21 protein-coding genes are annotated in these 19939 nt (G+C 71.7%); 15 read left to right on the forward strand and 6 right to left on the reverse strand.

Going from position 1 to position 19939, the window contains the following annotated elements; translation table 11 throughout:
- Window positions 1–9 precede the first annotated feature (9 nt).
- Window positions 10–1407 carry an extracellular solute-binding protein gene (locus AW274_RS25315; protein ID WP_062436909.1) on the reverse strand — a complete coding sequence of 466 codons (1398 nt, stop codon included), beginning with the start codon at window positions 1405–1407 and terminating at the stop codon, window positions 10–12.
- A 390-nt stretch (window positions 1408–1797) separates the two neighbouring features.
- On the opposite strand from AW274_RS25315, the gene AW274_RS25320 reads away from it, so the two are divergent.
- The 7 genes from AW274_RS25320 (at window position 1798) to AW274_RS25350 (ending at window position 7308) form a co-directional block, all read left to right on the forward strand.
- Window positions 1798–2541, forward strand: a complete 744-nt coding sequence (locus AW274_RS25320; protein ID WP_062436911.1) for a GntR family transcriptional regulator — start codon at window positions 1798–1800, stop codon at window positions 2539–2541.
- Between the two features lie 87 nt (window positions 2542–2628).
- Window positions 2629–3189, forward strand: coding sequence for a DJ-1/PfpI family protein (locus AW274_RS25325; protein WP_062436914.1), 561 nt, complete (start codon window positions 2629–2631; stop codon window positions 3187–3189).
- 20 nt (window positions 3190–3209) lie between these two features.
- Window positions 3210–4022, forward strand: coding sequence for an alpha/beta fold hydrolase (locus AW274_RS25330; RefSeq protein WP_062437953.1), 813 nt, complete (start codon window positions 3210–3212; stop codon window positions 4020–4022).
- Between the two features lie 70 nt (window positions 4023–4092).
- Window positions 4093–4584 carry a SigE family RNA polymerase sigma factor gene (locus AW274_RS25335; RefSeq protein ID WP_062436916.1) on the forward strand — a complete coding sequence of 164 codons (492 nt, stop codon included), beginning with the start codon at window positions 4093–4095 and terminating at the stop codon, window positions 4582–4584.
- Window positions 4581–5699: a hypothetical protein gene (locus AW274_RS25340; RefSeq protein ID WP_062436918.1), complete on the forward strand. Its 1119-nt coding sequence runs from the start codon at window positions 4581–4583 to the stop codon at window positions 5697–5699. Before AW274_RS25335 ends, AW274_RS25340 begins: the two co-directional genes overlap by 4 nt.
- A gap of 107 nt (window positions 5700–5806) precedes the next feature.
- Window positions 5807–6370 (forward strand): DUF3887 domain-containing protein, encoded by a 564-nt coding sequence (locus AW274_RS25345; protein ID WP_062436921.1) that lies wholly within the window; start codon window positions 5807–5809, stop codon window positions 6368–6370.
- The gene (locus AW274_RS25350) at window positions 6367–7308 is read left to right on the forward strand and encodes a CPBP family intramembrane glutamic endopeptidase (protein ID WP_062436923.1); all 942 of its coding nucleotides are present in this window, start codon (window positions 6367–6369) and stop codon (window positions 7306–7308) included. The genes AW274_RS25345 and AW274_RS25350 overlap by 4 nt, the downstream gene beginning before the upstream one ends.
- Here the strand turns inward: AW274_RS25350 and AW274_RS25355 are convergent.
- The 3 genes from AW274_RS25355 to AW274_RS25365 all read right to left on the reverse strand — a co-directional run bounded on the left by AW274_RS25355 (window position 7287) and on the right by AW274_RS25365 (window position 11013).
- Window positions 7287–7826, reverse strand: a complete 540-nt coding sequence (locus AW274_RS25355) for a hypothetical protein (protein WP_062436925.1) — start codon at window positions 7824–7826, stop codon at window positions 7287–7289. The two genes, AW274_RS25350 and AW274_RS25355, sit on opposite strands and share 22 nt — an antisense overlap.
- Before the next feature lie 82 nt (window positions 7827–7908).
- Entirely contained in the window at window positions 7909–10605 is a 2697-nt protein-coding gene (locus tag AW274_RS25360; protein WP_157520714.1) for a helix-turn-helix transcriptional regulator, read from the reverse strand.
- 54 nt (window positions 10606–10659) lie between these two features.
- Window positions 10660–11013 (reverse strand): hypothetical protein, encoded by a 354-nt coding sequence (locus tag AW274_RS25365; RefSeq protein WP_062436929.1) that lies wholly within the window; start codon window positions 11011–11013, stop codon window positions 10660–10662.
- Between the two features lie 163 nt (window positions 11014–11176).
- Here AW274_RS25365 and AW274_RS41495 point away from each other — a divergent pair, with 163 nt between their 5' ends.
- The 3 genes from AW274_RS41495 (at window position 11177) to AW274_RS25380 (ending at window position 14035) form a co-directional block, all read left to right on the forward strand.
- Entirely contained in the window at window positions 11177–11995 is an 819-nt protein-coding gene (locus AW274_RS41495) for a class I SAM-dependent methyltransferase (protein WP_062436931.1), read from the forward strand.
- 136 nt (window positions 11996–12131) lie between these two features.
- Complete coding sequence (locus AW274_RS25375) at window positions 12132–12974, forward strand: alpha/beta fold hydrolase (RefSeq protein ID WP_062436933.1); 843 nt, start codon at window positions 12132–12134, stop codon at window positions 12972–12974.
- 104 nt (window positions 12975–13078) lie between these two features.
- Window positions 13079–14035, forward strand: coding sequence for a ferritin-like domain-containing protein (locus AW274_RS25380; RefSeq protein WP_062436935.1), 957 nt, complete (start codon window positions 13079–13081; stop codon window positions 14033–14035).
- A gap of 134 nt (window positions 14036–14169) precedes the next feature.
- Here the strand turns inward: AW274_RS25380 and AW274_RS25385 are convergent, their stop codons facing one another.
- On the reverse strand, window positions 14170–14634 hold the full coding sequence (locus tag AW274_RS25385) for a hypothetical protein (RefSeq protein ID WP_062436937.1): 465 nt from the start codon (window positions 14632–14634) through the stop codon (window positions 14170–14172).
- A gap of 260 nt (window positions 14635–14894) precedes the next feature.
- On the opposite strand from AW274_RS25385, the gene AW274_RS25390 reads away from it, so the two are divergent.
- From AW274_RS25390 to AW274_RS25410, 5 genes are all read left to right on the forward strand, one after another.
- Window positions 14895–15644, forward strand: a complete 750-nt coding sequence (locus AW274_RS25390; protein ID WP_062436939.1) for a hypothetical protein — start codon at window positions 14895–14897, stop codon at window positions 15642–15644.
- Window positions 15645–15820: 176 nt separating this feature from the next.
- Entirely contained in the window at window positions 15821–16531 is a 711-nt protein-coding gene (locus AW274_RS25395) for a DUF6348 family protein (protein WP_062436942.1), read from the forward strand.
- Between the two features lie 100 nt (window positions 16532–16631).
- The gene (locus AW274_RS25400) at window positions 16632–17189 is read left to right on the forward strand and encodes a hypothetical protein (protein WP_062436944.1); all 558 of its coding nucleotides are present in this window, start codon (window positions 16632–16634) and stop codon (window positions 17187–17189) included.
- Between the two features lie 10 nt (window positions 17190–17199).
- Window positions 17200–18267, forward strand: coding sequence for a sensor histidine kinase (locus tag AW274_RS25405; protein ID WP_062436946.1), 1068 nt, complete (start codon window positions 17200–17202; stop codon window positions 18265–18267).
- Window positions 18264–18905 carry a response regulator gene (locus AW274_RS25410; RefSeq protein ID WP_062436948.1) on the forward strand — a complete coding sequence of 214 codons (642 nt, stop codon included), beginning with the start codon at window positions 18264–18266 and terminating at the stop codon, window positions 18903–18905. The genes AW274_RS25405 and AW274_RS25410 overlap by 4 nt, the downstream gene beginning before the upstream one ends.
- 2 nt (window positions 18906–18907) lie before the next feature.
- Here AW274_RS25410 and AW274_RS25415 read toward each other — a convergent pair whose 3' ends face one another.
- Window positions 18908–19885, reverse strand: coding sequence for a TrmB family transcriptional regulator (locus tag AW274_RS25415; protein ID WP_062436950.1), 978 nt, complete (start codon window positions 19883–19885; stop codon window positions 18908–18910).
- Window positions 19886–19939: the final 54 nt, after the last annotated feature.

Raw genomic sequence — 19939 nt, forward strand, 5'->3', positions numbered from 1 at the left:
CGGGGTCACTCACAGTCCGCCGCCGCCCTTTTTGCCGGCGGAGTCGAGCACGGCCTGCTGTTCCTTGGCGATGTCGTTCAGCGCCGTCTTCGGGTCCTTGGCGCCGTTGAGGGCCGCGTTCACGTTGGTGTTCTCGATGTCGATGAGACGCGCGTACTCAGGCACGTTCCACATGTCCCGCATCCGCGAGACCGAGTCGGCGTACACCTTGTTGAACGGCCCGGCGTTGAGGAACTCCGGCGACTGCAGGGCGTCGGTGCGCGCCGGCACGCCGCCGGCCGCGGCCCACTTCTTCTGGACGTCGGCCTGCTCGAACCACTTCATGAAGTTCAGCGCCTCGGCCTGCTTCTCCGGGGAGGAGTAGGCGGACACGTGCATGCCCATGCCGCCGAGCGGCACCAGGTCGGTCTTCTGCTTCGGCAGGGTGGCGAAGCCGAGCTTGCCGAGGATCTCCTCGCGCGTCTTGCCGAGCGTCGACTGCTCGGGGTCGAGCAGGCCGCCGCTCGCGGCGATCCAGTTGAACGCGATGCACGCCTTGCCCTGGGCGACGGCCGCGTTCACCTCGTCGATGAACCAGTTGCCGGAGCCCGCGGCGGTCAGCGGCTTCATCTTGTTGACCAGGACGTCCATCGCCTCCTGGCCGGCGGCGTCGTTGATGACGCCCTCGATCTTGCGCGACTTGGAGTCCCAGAGGTTGCCGCCGTAGACGCCGTTGACCGTGTTGTAGGTGACGGCCGCGGCGTCGGAGCCGTTGGCCTGGTGGAAGGCCAGGCCGCTGACGCCGGGGTTCTCGGTCTGGCACTTCTGGGCGGCCGCGATCATCTCGTCCCAGGTCGCCGGCGGCGTCTCGCCGATCAGGTCCTTGCGGTAGATCATCGTCCAGGTGTCGCCGAGCAGCGGCAGCCCGTAGAGGCTGGCGTTCTCGTCGCGCTGGCCGGTCTCGGCCTGGGGGAACTGGCCGTAGGCCGCCAGGAGGTAGGGGTTGTAGGCGTCGACCTCGATGTTCTTCTTGACGAAGTCGGTGATGTCGAGGATGTTGCCGTTGGTCACGGCCTCACCGATGTGCTGCGAGTCGAGGATGGGGATGTCGAAGTCGGTCTTGCGCGCCGCGAACTGGGTGAACATCGCGTCGTGCCAGTTGGCGTTCGGCACCACGTTGACCTTGATGGTCACGTTCGACCGCTGCTTGGTGTACTCGGCGTTCGCGAAGGCCTCCAGGGCCTTGGCGGGGGGCCAGTCGAACCAGATGAAGCTGAGGGTCAACGGGTCGTTGGTGAGCGCGGGGATGTCGGCCGGCGCCTTGGGCGCGCTCGCGTTCGTGCCCTCGTCCCCGCCGCAGGCCACCACCGTCGTGGCCACCAACATGACCGCCGTCGCCAGCAGTCCTATTCGCTTGGGATACCGCATCTTCTTGCCTGCTTTCTGGGGGGTGGGGACCTCTAGAGCCTTGCTGCATGCGTCGCCGAGCAGTGGCTGGGTGGTTCTGGCGTGTGGCCGGCTGCCGCAGGGGCTGACCCGCAGACCGGCGTCACGAGTACGCCGCGACGTGTTGGGGCTGGGAGCAGTCGGGACGTCCTCCGGTTCCCGGGTGGCAGGGCAGCCAGGAGGATGTCGAGCATGCTCATGGGAGCTCCAACTGATCGAGCAGAGCGATGGCGGGCTGTTCCGCATTTGGGTGAAGGATGGGTGGCATCCATCACCTTTCCTATACGATCCGAGGTGGGCGTCAGCATCCCTCAGCGTGGCGACCGATGTCAACAGGTTCCCGAAGGCGCAAGGAAAGGACCTCACGTCACGATGGACGACGAAGTGATGATCGCGCGGCGCCATGGGGCCATGACCGGCGGAAAGCCGCCGGGAAGATCGCGCGGCAGGCTCGCCGACGAGGTGTACGACACGCTGCTCGGCCAGCTGATGTCGCTGCGGATCGAACCCGGTTCCCGGGTCACGATCGACGTCCTGGCCCGGGAGCTGGGGGTTTCGCAGACGCCGATCCGAGACGCCCTGAACCGCATGGAGGCCGAGGGGCTGGTGGTGCGGGTGCCCCACGCCGGCTACCGCATCCCGCCGCAGATCACCCGGCACCGGTTCGAGGACATGCTCGAACTGCGGCTGCTCCTGGAACCGGCGGCGGCGCGCCGGGCCGCCGAGCGCGCCACCTCCGAACAGGTGGCCGGGCTGCGGCGGATGCTGGAGGAGATGGCGGAGCTGGAAGGGGGTGACGGGCCCATGGCCTACGGCGCCTTCGGGCTGCGTGACGCCGCCTTCCACGATCTGGTCGCCCTGAGCGCGGAGAACCAGGTCATCCGCGAGGCCCTCGCGCGCCTGCACACGCACGTGCACCTGTTCCGGCTGCTGCACGACACGCAGGTCACCCACCTGGCCATGGCCGAGCACGAGGACGTGCTGGCCGCCATCGCCGCGCGCGACCCCGACGCCGCCGCCTACGCCATGCGCCGGCACATCCTGCGGTCGGGCGAGCGGTTCCGCCGGTTGTTCGACGAGGCTGACGGCTCGCAAGGAATGGCGGCAAAGGCTTGACGGGCGGGCCGGGTCGAGGAATGCTAACTCAACCGGATCGGATTGGATCCGATCCACCTCACCCGTCCCAGATGCGAGGAGAAGTAGGTGCCCAGAGCGCTGCTTCTGACCGGCGACGCCGCCGAAGAGCTCGACACCATGTATCCCTACTATCGCGTTCAGGAGGGCGGCTGGGACGTCGACGTCTCGTCACGGACGTTGCGTGACGTTCAGCTGGTCATCCACGAGTTCGACCCCAACTCCGACGCCTACGTCGAGAAGAACGGCCGCAAGCTGCCGGTCGACGTGCCGTGGGCCGAGGTCGACGTCGAGCGCTACGACGCCCTGATCATCCCCGGCGGCCGCGCCCCCGAGTGGATCCGGGTCGACGCCGACGTCCGGCGCATCACCGAGCACTTCTTCGCGCGCAACCTCCCCATCGCGCTGGTGTGCCACGGCGCGCAGGTGCCGGCCGTGTACGGGCTGCTGAAGGGCCGCAAGACGGCCTGCTTCCCGCCCATCACCGGCGACATGGAGAACGCGGGCGCGACCGTCATCGACGCCCCCGACGTCATCGACGGAAACCTGGTCTCCTGCCGCGGCTGGCCGGACATGCCCCAGTTCGGCCGGGCGATGATGGACGTCTTCTCCAAGTCCCTGTCGGCATGAGCACCCCGGAGCTGTCGACTGTGACGGCACCTGAGACCGTCACAGTCGGCGGCTCCCCCGTCCAGGTCATGGACGCCGGCACCGGCCCCGCGGTGCTGATGCTGCACGGATCCGGACCCGGTACGACGGGCTCCGGCGCCTGGGCCGCCACCGCCCAGGCGCTGGGCGCCTCCTTCCGCCTGGTGGCCCCCGACCAGGCGGGCTTCGGCCGCACCCCGCTCCCGGTGGGCTCCCGGGGCGGGCTCGAGGTGTGGACCGACCAGGCCGCCGGCCTGATGGACGCCCTCGGCATCGAGCGGTACGCCGTCGTCGGCCACTCCATGGGCGGCGCCGTCGCGCTGTCGCTGGCCGCCGCGCGCCCCGAGCAGGTCACCCACGTCGTGGCGGTCGCCACGATGGGCGCCCCCGGGGCGCCGCTGTCCCCCGACCTCGACGCGATCTGGGCCGCCCCCGCCGGCCCGCTCGGGGCGCAGGACATGCTCAGCCGTCTCGTCCTCGACCAGGCGCTGGTGACCGACCAGGCCGTCGCCGCCCGCGCGGCCGCGATGGAGGCGGGCGCCGACGCGTTCGCGCGGTTGTTCCCGCCGCCCCGGGCCCGCTGGTCCGACGACCTCACCGTCTCGGCGGGGGCGCTGGCCGGGATCCAGGCGCCGGTGCTGCTCGTCCACGGCGCGGAAGACCGGGTCACCCCGCTCAGGGACACGGCGCTGCCCCTGCTCGACCACCTGGCCGACGTGCGGCTGCACGTGTTCGGCCGATGCGGGCACGTGCCGGCGCTCGAGCACCCGCACGAGTTCAGGCGACTGCTGTCGTCCTTCCTCGGCTCACACTGAGGTTCTCCTTCCCGGGCCGCCGGAAATCCGCGGCCAACCTTTCGCGGCACGGGTGGCGTCGATAGAGGGTGTGAGAGCAGACGAGGGCTTCCGGGAGTTCGTGGGCCAGCATCAGCGGGCCTGGATCCGCACCGCCTATCTGCTCACCGGGGACGCCCATCTGGCGGAGGACCTGCTGCAGAGTGTGCTGATCAAGGTGCTCGGCAAGTGGAGCGGGCTCGACCAGCCCGACGCCTATGTCCGCAAGGCGCTGGTCAACCAGTACATCTCCTGGCGGCGCCGGCCCCGGCGCGAGATTCCCCGGGCCGAACCGCCCGACCGCTCCTATACGAGCGAGGACACCGCGCTGACCCGGCTGATGGTGCAGCGGGCCCTCATGCGGTTGTCCCCCCGGCAGCGAGCCGTGATCGTGCTGCGCTACTACGAGGACCGTACCGAGCGGGAGACCGCCGAGATCCTCGGCTGCTCGCTGGGCACGGTCAAGAGCCAGGCCCATCACGCGTTGGCGCGGCTGCGCGAGTTCACCGGCGTTCTCACCGACATCGAGGAGGCGCGGCGATGACCTGGTTGCGCGACGCGCTCGACGACATCGCCGAGCAGGCCCCCGACGTCGACCTGGCCGACCGGGTCTTCGAGGGCCGCGGACGCCGCCGCCGCGCCCTGACGTCGGTGGCCGCGGGCGTGATGGTCGTGGTGATCGTGGCGGGCGTCATGGTGGGGGTGCGGCTCCTGCACAGGGGCGAGGAGCCCGCTCCGGCCGTCGAGAGGAAGCCGCCGACGCGGGCGACCCAGGCGTACCGGCTGCCCTGCAAGGAAGCCGAGGGGATGGCGGAGGACTGCCGGGGCGCCGGCTGGCGGCTCGTGGCCGGCACGGAGGAGTACGCGCTGGACGACGCCCTCCCCGGCCGCAACGGCCCGCTGGCGATCACCGGAAACGGCCGGGTCATCGCCTACTACAGCCTCGCCGCCGGCACGATCGTCACCCGCGACCTGGCCAGCGGCACGGTCACGGCGGCGCCCGCGAAGATCCCGCTCGCCAAGATGGGCTCGATGGCCAAGCTGGTGATCAGCGACGACGGCCGCTATGTGGCGTTCTCGAAGGTGCCGGAGTTCAAGGACCCGGCGATGCTGTTCGACATGGCCGAGCAGCGCACCCGGCTGCTGCCCAACCGGCTCCACCCGATCTGGATCTCCCGGGACGCCAACCGGCTCGTCCTGGCGTCCTACTCCCCCAAGGCCCGGCTGATGACGATGACCGATCTGTGGAGCACGTCGTCCATGACCGCCCGGACCGACGTCACCCTCAACGGTTACCACCAGTTCGGCGCGGCCTCGGCCGACGGGACCACGGTCGTCGCCCTGCGAGACGCGAGGGACCGGAACAACGACTGCGTGCCCGGCGACCTGGTCCGCCTCGACGCCCGGACCGGCAAGGTCGTGTCCACCGTCAGGAACCCCCGCCTGCCGATGGACGACCACAACGTCTACCTGCGCACCTGGCTCAACCGGCGGGAGATCCTCGCGCTGGCCTTCCCCAGCCCCGACTGCGGCGCGAAGGGCGAGGCCGTCACCGCCTACGCCCTCGACGTGCGCACCGGGAAGACCCGCGAGCTGGGCGCCTACAAGGGCGACAGCTTCTGGACGACGGCCGTCCCGGGCATCGGCGGCGCCCCCTGACGGCACCCGATCTGTACAGGCGCTCTTGACGCACGGCCTGTTTGTAAAGCTATGGTTTACGCATGCAAGATGCGTTGACAGAAGCGGTGCGGGCGTTGAAGGCGCGCATGGACGCGTTCCTCGCCGCACGGGTGCTGACCACGGGCGGCGACTGGGCCGACTCGATCGGGCACGCCATGGGCATGCAGGCGGCCGCCGACGACGTCGTGCGCGCCGTCGTGCAGCAGGCCCGCCAGAGCGGCGCCACGTGGCAGGTCATCGGCGACGCGCTCGGCGTGACCCGGCAGGCGGCGTTCCAGCGCTACGGCAAACCGATCGACCCGAGAACGGGAGAACCCATGAACACCACGCCGCTCCCCGGCGCCGCCGAACTGGCCGCTTCGGTGATCGACGCCCTCGCCTCCGGGCAGTGGACGCAGGTCACCGAGCAGTTCGACCCCAGCATGCGCGACGGATTGTCGGAGGACGCGCTGGCGGCCGCGTGGGCGCAGATCGTCGGCCTGGCGGGAGCGTTCGAGGGGCGCGGAGAGCCCGAGATCGTGCGGGCCGGCGACCTGACGATCACGAACACGCCGCTCGCGCTGGAAGCGGGCGACTACACGGTACGGATCGCGTTCCGCGACGACCGCACCATCGCCGGCCTGCACATCCTCGAAAGGCAGACGCCGTGACCGGCCGTGATCTGCGATCCATCGGCGTGTTCACCGCTGTGGCGTTCGGGCTCGCCTGGCTGCTCGCGCTGCCGCTCTGGTTCGGCGACGGCCTCGCCAGCCCGTGGTTCACCGTCGTGGCCGTCGCCACGATGACCACCCCGGCGATCGCCGCCCTCGTCGTCGTGTTCCTCATGGAGCGGCCGCAGCAGGGGCCGGCGACGCTCGGGCTGTGGCCGCTGCGACCGGTCCGCCGGGTGCTCGGCTACGGGGCGGCCGGGATCGGCGTGTCCATCGCGCTCGTCCTGGCGGCGCTCCCGGTCGGTGCGCTGCTGGGCGTCTTCCCGGCCGATTTCGTGAACTTCTCCGCGTTCAGGCAGGTGCTCGCCCAGCAGGCGGGAGCGGCGGAGATCCCGATCCCGATCGGCGCCCTGGTCGTCATCCAGGTCGCCGCGCTCCCCTTCGCGGCGCTCATCAACCTCATCCCGGCGCTGGGCGAGGAACTCGGATGGCGAGGCTGGCTGCTGCCGAAGCTGATGCCGCTCGGCACGCTGCCGGCCCTGCTGATCTCGGGCGTGATCTGGGGCCTGTGGCACGCCCCGCTCATCCTCCTCGGGTACAACTACCCCGACGCGCCGGGCTGGCTCGGCCTGACGGCGATGGTCGTGATGTGCATCCTGGTCGGGGCCGTCTTCGGCTGGTTGCGGCTGCGGTCGGGGTCGGTGTGGCCCGCTGCCCTCGCGCACGCCGCGTTCAACGGGGCGGGCGGGACCTATCTCCTCTTCGCGAGGGCCGGCGAGCACGTCGACACCACGCAGGCGACGATCCTCGGCTGGAGCGGCTGGATCGTGCCGCTCGCGCTCGTCGTCATCCTGGTCGCCACGGGACAGTTCGTGTCCGCCGGGCACCCGCACCGACCTTCGGGTGGTGCCGGCTCTCAGAAGGCCGTGCCGGGATAGACGTACCCTTCGACGCGGACCCGGACGTAGCCCGCGCCGACCGCCGCGGCGATGCCCTGCGGCGAGGCCGCGGCGAAGTTGTCACCCCGGCCGGGATGCCAGTACTGGTAGAGCGGCACGGTGCCCGGCTGCCGGGTGGTCCAGACGTAGCCCTGCAGTCCCTGGTAGGTGTAGCCGGCGCTCACCGCCGCAGCGACCGTCTCCGGATGGGCGGCGCTCACGTTGTCGCCCCGGGCGCTGCTGTAATACAGGTACAGGGGTCGCTGCGTGGCGGAGTCGCCGGTCCGGCGGGAGAGCACCCAGGCCTCCTCGCGCCGGATGAGCTCGTATCCGGCGGCTTCGGCGGCGGAGTCCTGGGTGGTGGTGGCGGCGCTGAAGTTGTCCTGCCGACCCCAGTGATACCAGGTGGTCAGGCTTCGGTGGTCACTGGCGGCGGCCGGCGGGGCGGCGGCCACGGCCAACCCGGTGAGCAGCGTGAGAGCGGCTCCGGCCACGAACGACCTGCGGGGACGTGACATGTGCAACCTCCAGGGGCGTGGGTTCGACGTATCCAGGATCGGATCGCGGCACGCACGCGGGCATCGCGGGAACCACTGATGTTTAGGGCGTCAGACCACGCAGGATGAGCTCGCGCCGGGACACCCGCAGCTTCGTGTACACCCTGCTCAAGTGGGTTTCGACGGTTCTGACGGTGACCGACAGCCGCTCGGCGATCTCGGCGTTGGTCAGCCCCTTCGCGGCCAGCGTCGCGGTTCGCGCCTCGGCCGGGGTCAGCGCCCGGGGGTCGGTGGTCCGGCGGCGGCCGTCGGCGCGGCGCAGTTCCTCGTGCGCCCGGTCGGCGAGCCACCGGGCGCCGGCGCGGGCGGCCGTGGCGGCGGCGTCGGTGAGCAGGGGCCGGGCTCGCGCGGGCCGGCCGGTCCGGCGCAGCCAGGCGCCGTACAGGATCTGGGTCTCCACCTTCTCGAAGGGCTGATCGGTGGTGTCGTGCAGGGCGAGCGCGGTCTCGAACTCGGCCTCCGTCACCGAGGGGTCGTCGGCGAGCAGCGCCCGGCCGGTCGCGGCCGCGATCCTCGGCCAGACGCAGGGAAGCCGGGCCGAGACCTCCTCAAGCCGCGCGACCAGCCGCTCGGCCCGATCGCGGCGTCCGATTCTCGTGTACGCCACCATCGCGTCCCGCGCGAAGGGGACCAGGCACGGCTCGAGGATGCCGACGCGCCGCGTCGTCTCGTCGAGCAGGTCGAACTGCGCGCACGCCGTGACGAGGTCGCCTTCGCCCAGGGCGCGGCGGCCCCGGACGTACCAGATGGCGATCAGGGAGCCGACGTCGCTCAGTCTCGACGCGCTCCGCTCGACCTGGGCGCAGCGCCGCTCGCACTCCTCCAGGTCACCCGACAGCAGCAGGGGCCAGCTCTCCATTGCGGCCACGTAGCGCTCCGACATCGGAGCCAGGTCCTTGACCGCACGTGCCTGCTCCACGCTCGCGACGGCCTCGCGGAGCCGGCCGACCCGCATCAGGAACTCGGAGCGGGAGGTGTACAGCATGCTCAGCGTACCGATCGCGCCGGCCCGCTCGGCGGCGGCGATGACCCGGGCGAACGCCATCTCGCACTCGGTGAAGCGCTCGGCCCACTTGGTGGAGAAGGCGTGGTTGCTCAGCGCGCCCCACGTGCCCTGGACGTCGGCCAGCTGCGCTGCGGGATCGTCCTCGATCTCCCGCGCGGCCCGGGTGACCTCCTCGAGTCCGGCGAGGTCCGCGCCCAGGAACGCGATGTACCCGTGCATGGAGGTGACGCGGCGGCGCAGAGCCGGATCGACGCCGGCGCAGCGTGCCAGGGCGCGGGCGGCGAGAGGAAGCGCCCGGCTGCCGTCGGTCAGGTGCTGGAAGTTGGCGTGGTCCAGCAGCGCCTCGACGGCGATCGCCGGGGCCCGGTCCCCGGCCAGGTCGACGGCCCGCGCGAGGTCACGTTCGGCCTGCCGGTGGTCACCTGCCTGGTATCCGGCGCGTCCGGCCATCCACGCGGCCTGCGCGGCGGTCGCCGTGTCGGTGGCGTCGTGCCGGGAGAGCGCCCCCAGCATCGCGACCGCCTCACCCGCCCTGCCCACCGCCATGAGGGCCCGCCCGGTGGCCAGGCTCAAGCCCGGACCGGCATGGTCTCCCGCCAGGCGATGCGCCCCTGCGAGATAGCGTACGGCGGTCTCGGTCGCGCCGACGGCGAGCGCGTCACGGCCCACCCGTTCCAGCACCGCCACGGCCCGCCGGTCGCCGGCCATGTTCCCGCGCAGCGCGTGCTCGGCCGCCTCCGCCCGGCAACCCCGCCGCGTCAGCAGGTCGAACGCGCGGGTGTGCAGCAGTGACCGGGTGGAGGTCGGCATCTCGTCGTACAGGATCTGCTGGAACAGCGGATGGACGTATTCGACCCGGTCGCCGGAGGCCTCCCGGACCAGCCGGCCGGTCTGAAGCCCCGCGACGGCCTCGTCACCCTCATCGTGATCGAGGCCCGCCAGTTCCACCGCGATCCGCGGCTCGAAGGACAACCCCAGGACGCTGCCCGCCCGCGCACACCGCATCTGTTCGGGCGTCGCCCCGATGAAACGCCGGACCAGCAGCTCCCTGCGCGCGACATCGGGCGGCCGCAGTTCCAGCCGGCCCAGGTCGGCGCCCGCCGTGAGCAACCCCGCGGCATGCTCCAGGAGCAGCGGGTTGCCCGCGCACATCGTCCACAGCGTGCGTACCGTCTCGGCCGGCAGTTCGTGACCCGACCGCCGGGTCAGCAGGGCGGCCGACGAGGGCTCGCTCAGGGGTTCGAGCTCGACCGTACGCGCGCACCCGCTCTCCTCCAGATCACGCGCGAGGTCCAAAGCCGCTGGAGGCCACGCCCGCAGACCCGCCACGACCGCCACCCGGCAGGCGCCCAGGCGCCGGCCCAGGAACGCCAGCAGGGTGAGCGAGTCGGCGTCGGCCCAGTGGAGATCGTCGATGACCAGCACCGCCGGATCACCGGACCAGGACCGCAACGCATGCCACACGCGGTAACACCGCCCCGCCATCGTGTCGGCCGACATCCCGTCGACGCCCAGACCGGACAGGGCCTGCGTCATCACGTCGAAGGGCACCCCCGACGCGATCGGCGAGCCGTAAGCCCGCCCGATGCGCAGACCGTCACCGGCGACCTGACCGAGCAACCAGCTCTTCCCCATCCCCGCATCCCCATGGACGAACACCGCCCCGCCACGCCCCGCCCGCGCCTCCACCAGTCGCTCACGAATCACCTCGGCCGCGACATTCCGTTCCCGCACAACCACACAGTGTCGCAAAAGCGCGGGAACCCTACCCCCACATCGCTGACGTGATCACCCACTGCCCGCCACCAGGAGGCCGAGCGCGACCAGCGAGCGGCCCGCGGTCCATGCCACGAACGACATCGTCCGGGCACGATCGCATCCCGGGTGCAGCACCTTGGACGTATGAACCGCGACCGTGGTCATCGGACATATGCGGACGATGGCCACGAAGCCCAACGTGCGCCGGTTGGCTCTGGCCTCCTGCCAGGAGCTGCGGACCAGGAGGACCGCGATGATCACCCCGGCGAGCAGGTGTATCCACGTGTTGGAGACGAGGGCCATCAGCAGGCCGAGCGCGAGCACGGCGGGGCCCTCGCGGTAGCGGCCGAGCAGCGCCCAGACGACCGTGCCGGCCGGGTACATCGCGGAGACGTCGGCGGAGGAGCGCTCGCGACCGGGACTCCGGGCGGACAGATGCGGGGTCAGCCCGGGGTCCGGGCATCGGAAGCGGCTCTTCCGGCCGCCCCGTTCCGGGACCGTCGTCCGGCACCGTCGGCTGAACGGTCGGCTGGGCTACGGTTGACGGGTGGCGCAGATCTGGAACGACGACGACGGCGAGCGGTGGGCCGCCGACGCCGACCGGCGCGATCGGGTGCTGGCCCCGGTCGGCGACTCGCTGTTCGGCGCCGCCCGACTGCGGCCCGGAGAGCGGGTGCTGGACGTCGGCTGCGGCTGCGGAGCCACCACGCTTCTCGCCGCGGGTCAGGTCGCGCCCGGCGGGACCGCCACCGGTCTGGACGTCTCGGCGCCCATGTTGCGGGTGGCCCGCGCCCGTCAGGAGTCGGGCGGTGTCGCCAACGCAAGTTTCGTCCACGCCGACGCGGAGACCCACCCGCTGCCCGGACCGTTCGACGCGGTGATCAGCCGGTTCGGCACCATGTTCTTCGCCGACCCCGCCCGCGCCCTGGCCGCGACGGCAGGCGGCCTGGTCCCCGGCGGGCGGCTGATCATGGCGACCTGGCAGCCTCCGGACGTCAACCCCTGGCTCACCGTCCCCGGCGAGGCGATCATGCGCCACGCCGTCACCGCCGTCGACCTGCGCGACCGCCGCATGTTCACCCAATCCGACCCCGAGGTGGTCGAGCGCCTGCTGACCGGGGCCGGGTTCGCCCGCGTCCGGCTCGACGGCGTACGAGTGCCGCTCCCCGTGGGAACCGACGTCGCCGACGCGGCCGAATACCTGGCCGGCACCGGACCCGGCCGAGCCCAGCTGGCCGCCGTGGCCGACGCCGACCGGGAGGCCGCGCTGCGCGACATGCGAACCGCCCTCGCCGAGCACGCCGGTCCTGACGGGGTGCGCCTGGAGGCCGCGATCTGGATCGTCACCGCGTTCCGGCCCGACTGACCGAGTCGTCGCCCACCACACCCAGCGGGAATCGGGGCCTCTGGGACGCTCGCGCTCGTCGTCGTCCTGATCGCCTCGGGACGGTTCGCTGCCGCGACGCCGCGGTCCTGACGGTGGTGGTCGCTACCATCGCGGCATGATCGAGCTGGACGTCGAGCTGGCCGGGGGCCGCACGCTGCACGTGTACGACACCGGCCCCGCGACGAACGAGTCGCTGCCGGTGTTGTGGCATCACGGCACCCCCAACCTGGGAGCGCCGCCCGAGCCGCTCTTCGCCGCCGCCGACAGGCTGGGGTTGCGCTGGGTGTCGTTCGACCGGCCCGGCTACGGAGGGTCGGGCGTCGCGCCGGGGCGCACCGTCGCCTCGGTCGCCGCCGACGCGGCAGCCGTCGCCGACGCGCTCGGCCTCGGCCGGTTCGCCGTCGTGGGGTACTCCGGCGGCGGGACCTACGCCCTGGGGTGCGCCGCCGTCCTGGGTGATCGGGTCCGGGCGGTGGTGAGCCTGGCCGGCATCGCCCCCTACGGCGCCGACGGGCTCGACTGGTTCGCCGGGATGATCCCGTCCGGGGTGGCCGCCCTGGGAACGGCGGCGGCGGGCCGCGAGGTGCGGGCGGCGCTGGAGGAGTCGGGTTTCGCCTACGACTGCGAGTTCACCGCCGCCGACCTGGCCTTCTTCGAAGGGCCGTGGAGCTGGCTGGGGAAGGTGAGCGAGCCGGCCCTGGACGCCGGCCCCTACGGTCAGGTCGACGACGACGTCTCCTACACCCACCCCTGGGGCTGCGACCCGGCCACGATCAGCGCCCCCGTCCTGCTCCTGCACGGCACCGCCGACCGGGTCGTCCCCGCCTCCCACGCCACGTGGCTGGCGGCCCACTGCCCGACGGCCGAACTCCGGCTCCGCGCCGACGACAGCCATTTCACCGTCGCCGGCCACGCCGAAGAGGGCCTGGACTGGCTCCATCGGCAGATCTCCGGCTGACGTGATGCGCGCCGGTCACGACGTCGAAGACCATGTCACAACTCGCGGCTCTCCCCTGTCCCAGCTGACGTCCACAGACGAAACGACCAGGGGGAAACGATCACATGGAGACACTCGATGAGCTGCGAGAGCACCTGCAGTGGGCGGTCGAGCTGGAGCACGCCACCCTCCCGCCCTACCTGTGCGCGCTCTACACCCTCGACCCGGAACGCAACCCCGAGGCGGTGGACGTGGTCGGGAGCGTGTTCGCGGAGGAGATGCTGCACCTCACGCTGGCCGCCAACCTGCTGAACGCCGTGGGCGGCCGGCCCCGGCTCGACACGCCTGAAAACATGAAGCCGTTCCCGCGCACGCTGCCCCACGGCAACCTGACGTTGTCGCTGGAGCCGTTCGGCCCGGCGGCGCTGGAGAACTTCCTGCGCCTCGAAGCGCCCACGCCCGAAGGCACCCCGGCGCAGGCGGAAGGCTACGACACGATCGGCCAGTTCTACGCCGCGATCGAGAACGGCCTGCGCGTGTTGTGCGCCCGGCTGGGCGAGCAGGCCGTCTTCACCGGCGACCCCGCTCGCCAGATCGGCGCGAGCCACTTCCGCCACACGGCCGGCCGGCTGATCGCGGTCACCGACCTGGAGTCGGGACTGGCGGCGCTGGACGAGATCGTCGAACAGGGCGAGGGCCTGGCCCGCGACGAGGTCTGGGACGGCGACAAGGACGTCTTCCACCCCGAACGCGACGAGGTCGCCCACTACTACCGCTTCGTGGAGCTCAAGTCGGGCCGCCGCTACCAGCGCGGCGACACGCCGAACTCCGGCCCGACGGGCGACCCGATCACGGTCGACCCGGCGGGCGTCTACCCGATCACCACGACCGCCTCGTCGGAGGAGTTCAACCGGGCCTACCGCACCCTGCTCCAGGCCCTGGACGAGGCCCTCGACGGCGCCCCCCAGAAGATGGGCTCGGCCGTGGCCGCCATGTTCGCCGTCAAGGCGCAGGCCATGGCCCTGGTCGCCCAGGGCGCCCTGCCAGCCTTCGCCTACGTGCCCACAGCTCGGGTTCCCTAGCCGGCCCAGACGCGTGAGCCGCCGCGTTGTCGGACGCCTGGAGGACGTCGGCGGCCCAGTCGAGGCGGCGCCAGGCGACGTCCAGCACGTGGTGTTGCCGGTGGCGGAGGTCTTCTCACACCGAATGACGCCCGTCAGATCACGACGACCAGGAACGCCGTGAAGGCCAGGGTCGCGGCCACGAAACCCGGTGTGCGCCGGTTGACTCTGGCCTCCTGCCAGGAGCTGCGGACCAGGATGACCGCGACGACCAGCGCGGCTGCCAGGTGCACCCACGTGTTGGAGACGAGGAGCATCAGCAGGCCGAGCGCGAACACGGCGGGGCCTTCGCGGTAGCGGCCGAGCAGCGCCCAGACGACCGTGCCGGCCAGGAACATCGTGGAGACGTCTCCGTGGAGCAGTTGGGCGAGCAGACCGTCTTGCGCGTTGTAATAGCTGACCATCGAATAGAGGGAGTCCAGAGATCCGTCCGAATAGACGGAGTCCAGGGCTCCGTTGTACGCGACGGACGGTTGCGTCATCGAATAGATCCCGGTGCCCAGGAGCACCAGGAAGAGGCACAGAAGCACCTCGCCGGCCAGTTGCCGCGCGCGATCCATGGCGGCCTACGTCGTGCTCGGTAAATGAACGATCATGTGGCGAATGATTTCATGCGCAGTCCGGGTGTCAGACCGTCGTCCGCGCGGCTGGACCCGCCTGTTGCCCGGCGTTGAGGGCGAGTCGAACACCGGGCGGCTGATGCCGCCGAGGAGTCTGTTTCGGTGTTCTCTTCCTGAGTGGATCGGGAGCGTGGAGGCGGAGCCGTAAAAGAAACGGCTTTTCACCCTCGACGGCGGCGAGCGCTACGATCGGCGGTTCTATGAGGAAAGGGCTGGCGGCGGCGCTGATCCTGCTTACGGCGGGGTGCGGGACGGAGATCCGGAACACGGCCGACGACTGCATCATGTTCGTCGAACGCGCCTACGGGGACACCCGGCCCGAGAACCGGGAGATGGCGTATCTGTGCAAGGCGCGGGAGATCCGTTACGGGTCGGCGCCGCCCGACGCGTATGTCCTGAAGGCCGGGCGGGCGGCCTGCCGGGACCGGGATTTCGGCGCGGACGACGCGGTCAGCCTGGTGTTCCTGTGCCCGGAGGCGGCCGTCGCCGTCGGCGGGGAGCGGCTGGTGTGGAAGGCCGCGCGGCACCGGGAGGAGGAAGCCCTCCGGCGGTACTCCGTGGCGGGGTCCTGCGAAGACCCGTGGCCGCAGGTGCGGAGCCGGACGTCGGTGACCGCCGCGGCGTTCGTCGACGGCGAGGGGTACCGGCTGGTCGACGCCGCCGGGATGGAACCCGATCACGGGGTGGCGGCGGTTCCGGTGGAGACGAGGAAGGGCGCGGTCTGCGTGACTGTGAAGACGTTCAGGGCGAAACCTTCTGGGCGGCCGAAGGGGTGGCGTGACGTCGTCGAAAGGGGGTTCCGGGCGGATGCCGGGGTGGTGAACCTCGCCGATTCCGATCTGGAACCCATTGAGGTCGGCGTCGGGTCGTGGAATTTGCGCGTCTGGAAACGGGGTGCTCCACCCAGGGAAGAGCACCTGATCCTGTTCTATCCCGAGCCGCCGCGATAGGCGTGGCTCGCGCCTCTTCGAAACACCATAAGACCGCCGCACGTGCCCGGTGAACAGGTTCCCCCCAACGGGAATGGCGGTGTCGTTCATCGGCCGGAGGTCGGTGCTGAGGTGTTCACCTGAAGTCCGTTACCGTCTGGTCGGATGATCACGGCGAGATGTGAGCGGAGAACCCGATGAACGGCGAGCGCCTGTCCGATGAGGTCGTGCTGGGCATGGTGGCCCACCACTTGTCCGAGGCGATGGGGAAGCCCTGGCAGGTCGAGGGCCGGCTGGCCAAGGGCCCCGGCACCCTGGGCGTCGTGCTCCGGCACACGCACCCCGATCACCCGGGTCACCTCGACCTCGACTTCGTGCTAAACGTCGACCGGCCTGAGAGCACCACGATCACCGACTGCGTCGGGGGGTTCGGCGCGACCGTGGAGGAGGCCGTGACCCGCGCGATCCGCGTGTGGCTCGACACCACCGGCAGCGCGGTGCTCGAACTGCTGGCGCAGAACGGCACCCTGGCCACGCACTTCTCCTCCGACGATCCCGACGGGTTCCCGGGGTGGCACTCCATTCACGGCGGGGTCGTCGGCTGGGGCGTCGGGGACGATCACCTGGCGGTGCAGGTCTGGGCCGCGGACAACGTGCTCCTGCCCGCGCTGGCTCCCGTTCTGCGCGGCGGGTTCGACCGCGATCACCTGATCGGCATCAAGGTGATCTTCGGGGGCGGCCACGGCCCGGGCGGTCTCGACGAGACCGCCGAGGTCCGCGTCGACGGGGTGCGCCACGAGGCGGCTTCGCAACTGCTGGCGGGTCTCGGCTGGCCCCGCCCGGCCGACGGGATGTCCTATGCCCGGACGTTCATGCTGCTCGTGCACCGCGAGGACGGCGGCACATGACCACGGCCGCCGAACCCGTGACGGCACCATGACCGGCGGCACTTATCCGGACACGCCCCCGCTCCTACCGTCGGAATCCCCCGATCAAGGAGCCTCCCCCATGTCCCTTCTCCGGTTGGGCGTCGTCTGCGGCGTCGTCATGGCCCTGTCCGTCGGCATCCCGGGCGCCGTCGAGGCGTTCACCGGCGAGACGACGGTCACCAGCCTCGTCATCGGCCTCGGCGCCGCGTTCGGCCCGCCCGCGCTCACCGCCTTCCACCTGCGCCAGAGCGAGGTCTCGGGCCGGTTCGGCGAGATCGCCTACGCCGTCAACCTGATCGGCCTCACCCTGTTCGCCGGCATCGCCTTCGCGCTCAACGTGGTCGTCTTCTTCCTCGACGGCACGGTCACGCGGGAACTCCTCACCGGCCCCACGAAGATCGTCCTGCTCGCCGGCACGGCCGTGTTCGTGGCGGGTACGGTCCTGTTCTCCGTCGCGATGCTGCGCGCGGGCGTGTTCCCGAAGGTCCCCGCCGCCGCCTACGGCGTCACGCTGACGGCGCTCGCGGCCGGCGCGTCGCTGCCCGACAGCCCGTTCACGAGTCTGCTGCACGTCCTGGTCGCCGTGACGCTCATCTGGTTGTCGTTGTCGGTGCGACGGTATGCGGACCGACCGTAGTCTTTCGGACATGCCCCTGTCCCGTCCGGTGCCGTGGGTGTCGCCGGTCCTCTACGGCGCGGTCCTTCTCGCGGGGGTGTACGCCTGGCTCGCCGGGCTGGGCGACACCCGGCCCGTCCCGTTCGTCGCGGGGCTGGCGGCGCTGACCCTCCTCGACCGGTGGGAGCACCGGGTCGACCCGGTGCTGCTGCTGGTCGTGCGGGTGGCGTTGTTCACGCTGGTCGCCTCGGCCGACGGGGCCGGGTTGTCGCGGGTGCTGTTCGTGCTGGTGCCGTTCACGGCCTACTTCGCGTTCGGGCGGAGGGTGTCCGTGGCGCTCGCCGTCGCCTGTGTCGTGGTGCTGGTGGCGGCCGGGCTGGTCCGCGACCCGCGCTGGCTGGCCGACGCCGCGCAGGTGTCCGACCTGCTGATGTTCTGCGTGGGGCTGGTGCTGGCGGTGACCATGGCGGCGGTCGCGGTCGAGGAGCGCAGGGCGCGCGGGGAACTGGCCGCCGCGGCGGCGACGGCCGAACGCGTCCGGGTCGCCCGAGACGTCCACGACGACCTCGGGCACCACCTGACCGCGATCGTGGTGCTGCTGGAGAAGGCCACCGCGTTCCGCGGCCTCGACGCCGAGGCGGCCGACCGGGCGGTCGCCGACGCGCACGGCTCGGCGCGGCGGGCGCTGGAGGACGTGCGGCGCTCGGTGCGCACCCTGCGCGAGCCCTTCCGCCTCCAAGAGGCGCTGTCGGCCCTGGTCGACGGGCAGACCGATGTGGTTCTCCAGTTCTCCGGCGACGAGGGCGGCCACGATCCGGCGGCGTTGCGGGCGCTCTACCGGGCGGCGCAGGAGGGCATCACGAACGCCCGCCGGCACGCCCGCGCCACGCGCGTGTCGGTCGTCGCGTCGCTCGACCGGCGGGCCGCGCAGCTGGTGGTAAGTGACGACGGGCGCGGGTTCACGCCCGGGAGCGAGGGCTACGGGCTGCTCGGCATGCGCGAGCGGGTCGAGCTCGCCGGGGGCCGCCTCGACATCGGCGCGCCGCCCGGCGGGGGCACCCGGCTCACCGTCACCGTCCCCCGCGGGGGCGCGGCGTGAACGAGCGGCCGGTGCGGGTGCTGGTCGCCGACGACCAGGGGCTGATCAGGGAGGCCATCGCGTCGCTGCTCGGCGTCCAGCCCGGCATCACCGTGGCCGGCACGGCGGCCGACGGCCACGAGGCGGTCGAGCGGGCGGTCGCGCTGCGGCCCGACGTCGTGCTGATGGACGTGCGCATGCCGCGCATGGACGGGGTGCGGGCCGTCGCCGCGCTCCGCGACCGCGCGCCGGAGGTCCGCGTGGTCATGCTGACGACGTTCGACGACGAGGAGTACGTCCTGGAGGCGCTGCGCGCCGGCGCCATCGGCTACCTGCTGAAAGACCTGCCCGTACGGGACCTCGCGGCGGCCGTGCGGCTCGCGCACGCCGGCGTCACCCAGCTCGACCCGGCCGTCACCGCCCGCCTGGTGGCCTCGGGCGGCGTCCGGGCCCCGGAGGGGCGGGTGCCGCTGACGGCGCGGGAGCTCGACGTGCTGCGGCTGGTGGCCGGCGGGGCGTCGAACCGGGAGATCGCCGACCGGCTCTACCTCAGCGAGGGCACGGTGAAGAATCACATCTCGCGCATCCTGCAGCGGCTCGGCCTGCGCGACCGCACCCAGGCGGCGGTCTACGCCCGTGACCACGGCCTGCTGCCCTGACTTCAGACCAGGCCCCGCCGCCGGGCCTGGACGCCCGCCTGGAACCGGGTCTCGGCGTTGAGCTCGTCGAACAGGTGCCGCAACCGGCGGCGCAGGCTGCGCGGGCTGGTGCCGAACTGGCGGGCGATCGCGTCGTCCTTGAGCCCGGCCGCCAGCAGGGCCAGCAGACGGCGCTCCTCCGGCGCGAGGTCCCCGGCCGGTTCCGGCGCCGACACGGGCGCGGCGGCCTGCGGGTACATCGGCACCGCCTCGCGCCACATGCGCTCGAACAGCTCCACCAGCGCCACCACCATCGTGGAACCCCGGATCAGCACGCTGCGGCTCAACGGCTGGTGCAGGTGAAGGTGCAGCGGCATGATCGCCACCCGCTGGTCGGCCAGCACCATCTTGAACGGCAGGCCCGGCAGCACCCGCGCCTCCTCCCCCACCTGGAGCATCGTGTCCAGCTGGTCGAGCGCGCCCTCGTGCTGGAGGGCCTCGGGCGCGTAGATGGTGCGGTAGCGCACGCCGTCGCGCAGCCGGTCGCTCTGGACGGGGTTGCGGTAGTCGAGCACGTACGGCGGCCGGTCGAAGGTGAGCACCTCGTCCTTGGCCTCCTGCTGCACCTGCCGGTACCACCGGGCGAGCACCTCCGGACCGGCCAGCACCTCGAACTGGCCGATGTCGTCGGGGTCCTGGCCGACGGCGCGGAAGGCGGTCTCCAGCTCCTCGGCCGTGTCGGTGATGCGGTCGAGCTCCCCCTGCAGGCCGCGCACGAGCGACCGGATCGCGGTCCCCGGGCTGGTCGCCGTCCAGCGGGGCGAGCGGCCCCACAACCGGTTGATCAGCCCCTTGGCCTGAAGCCTGGTCAGCGACGACTGGATGCGACCCGAACTCTCGCCGCTCCGGGCCACGAGCTCCTGCACCGTGATGCCGGGAGAGGCCAGCACCGCCCGGTAGATCCGTTCGTCGAACGCGCCGATGCCCAGCACCTCAAGCATGCGACGATCATGGCCATTTCCGGCGGCTGCCGCAATAGGCCACACGAGCACCAT

The organism is Herbidospora daliensis (assembly GCF_001570585.1).
Classification (GTDB): Bacteria; Actinomycetota; Actinomycetes; order Streptosporangiales; family Streptosporangiaceae; genus Herbidospora; species Herbidospora daliensis.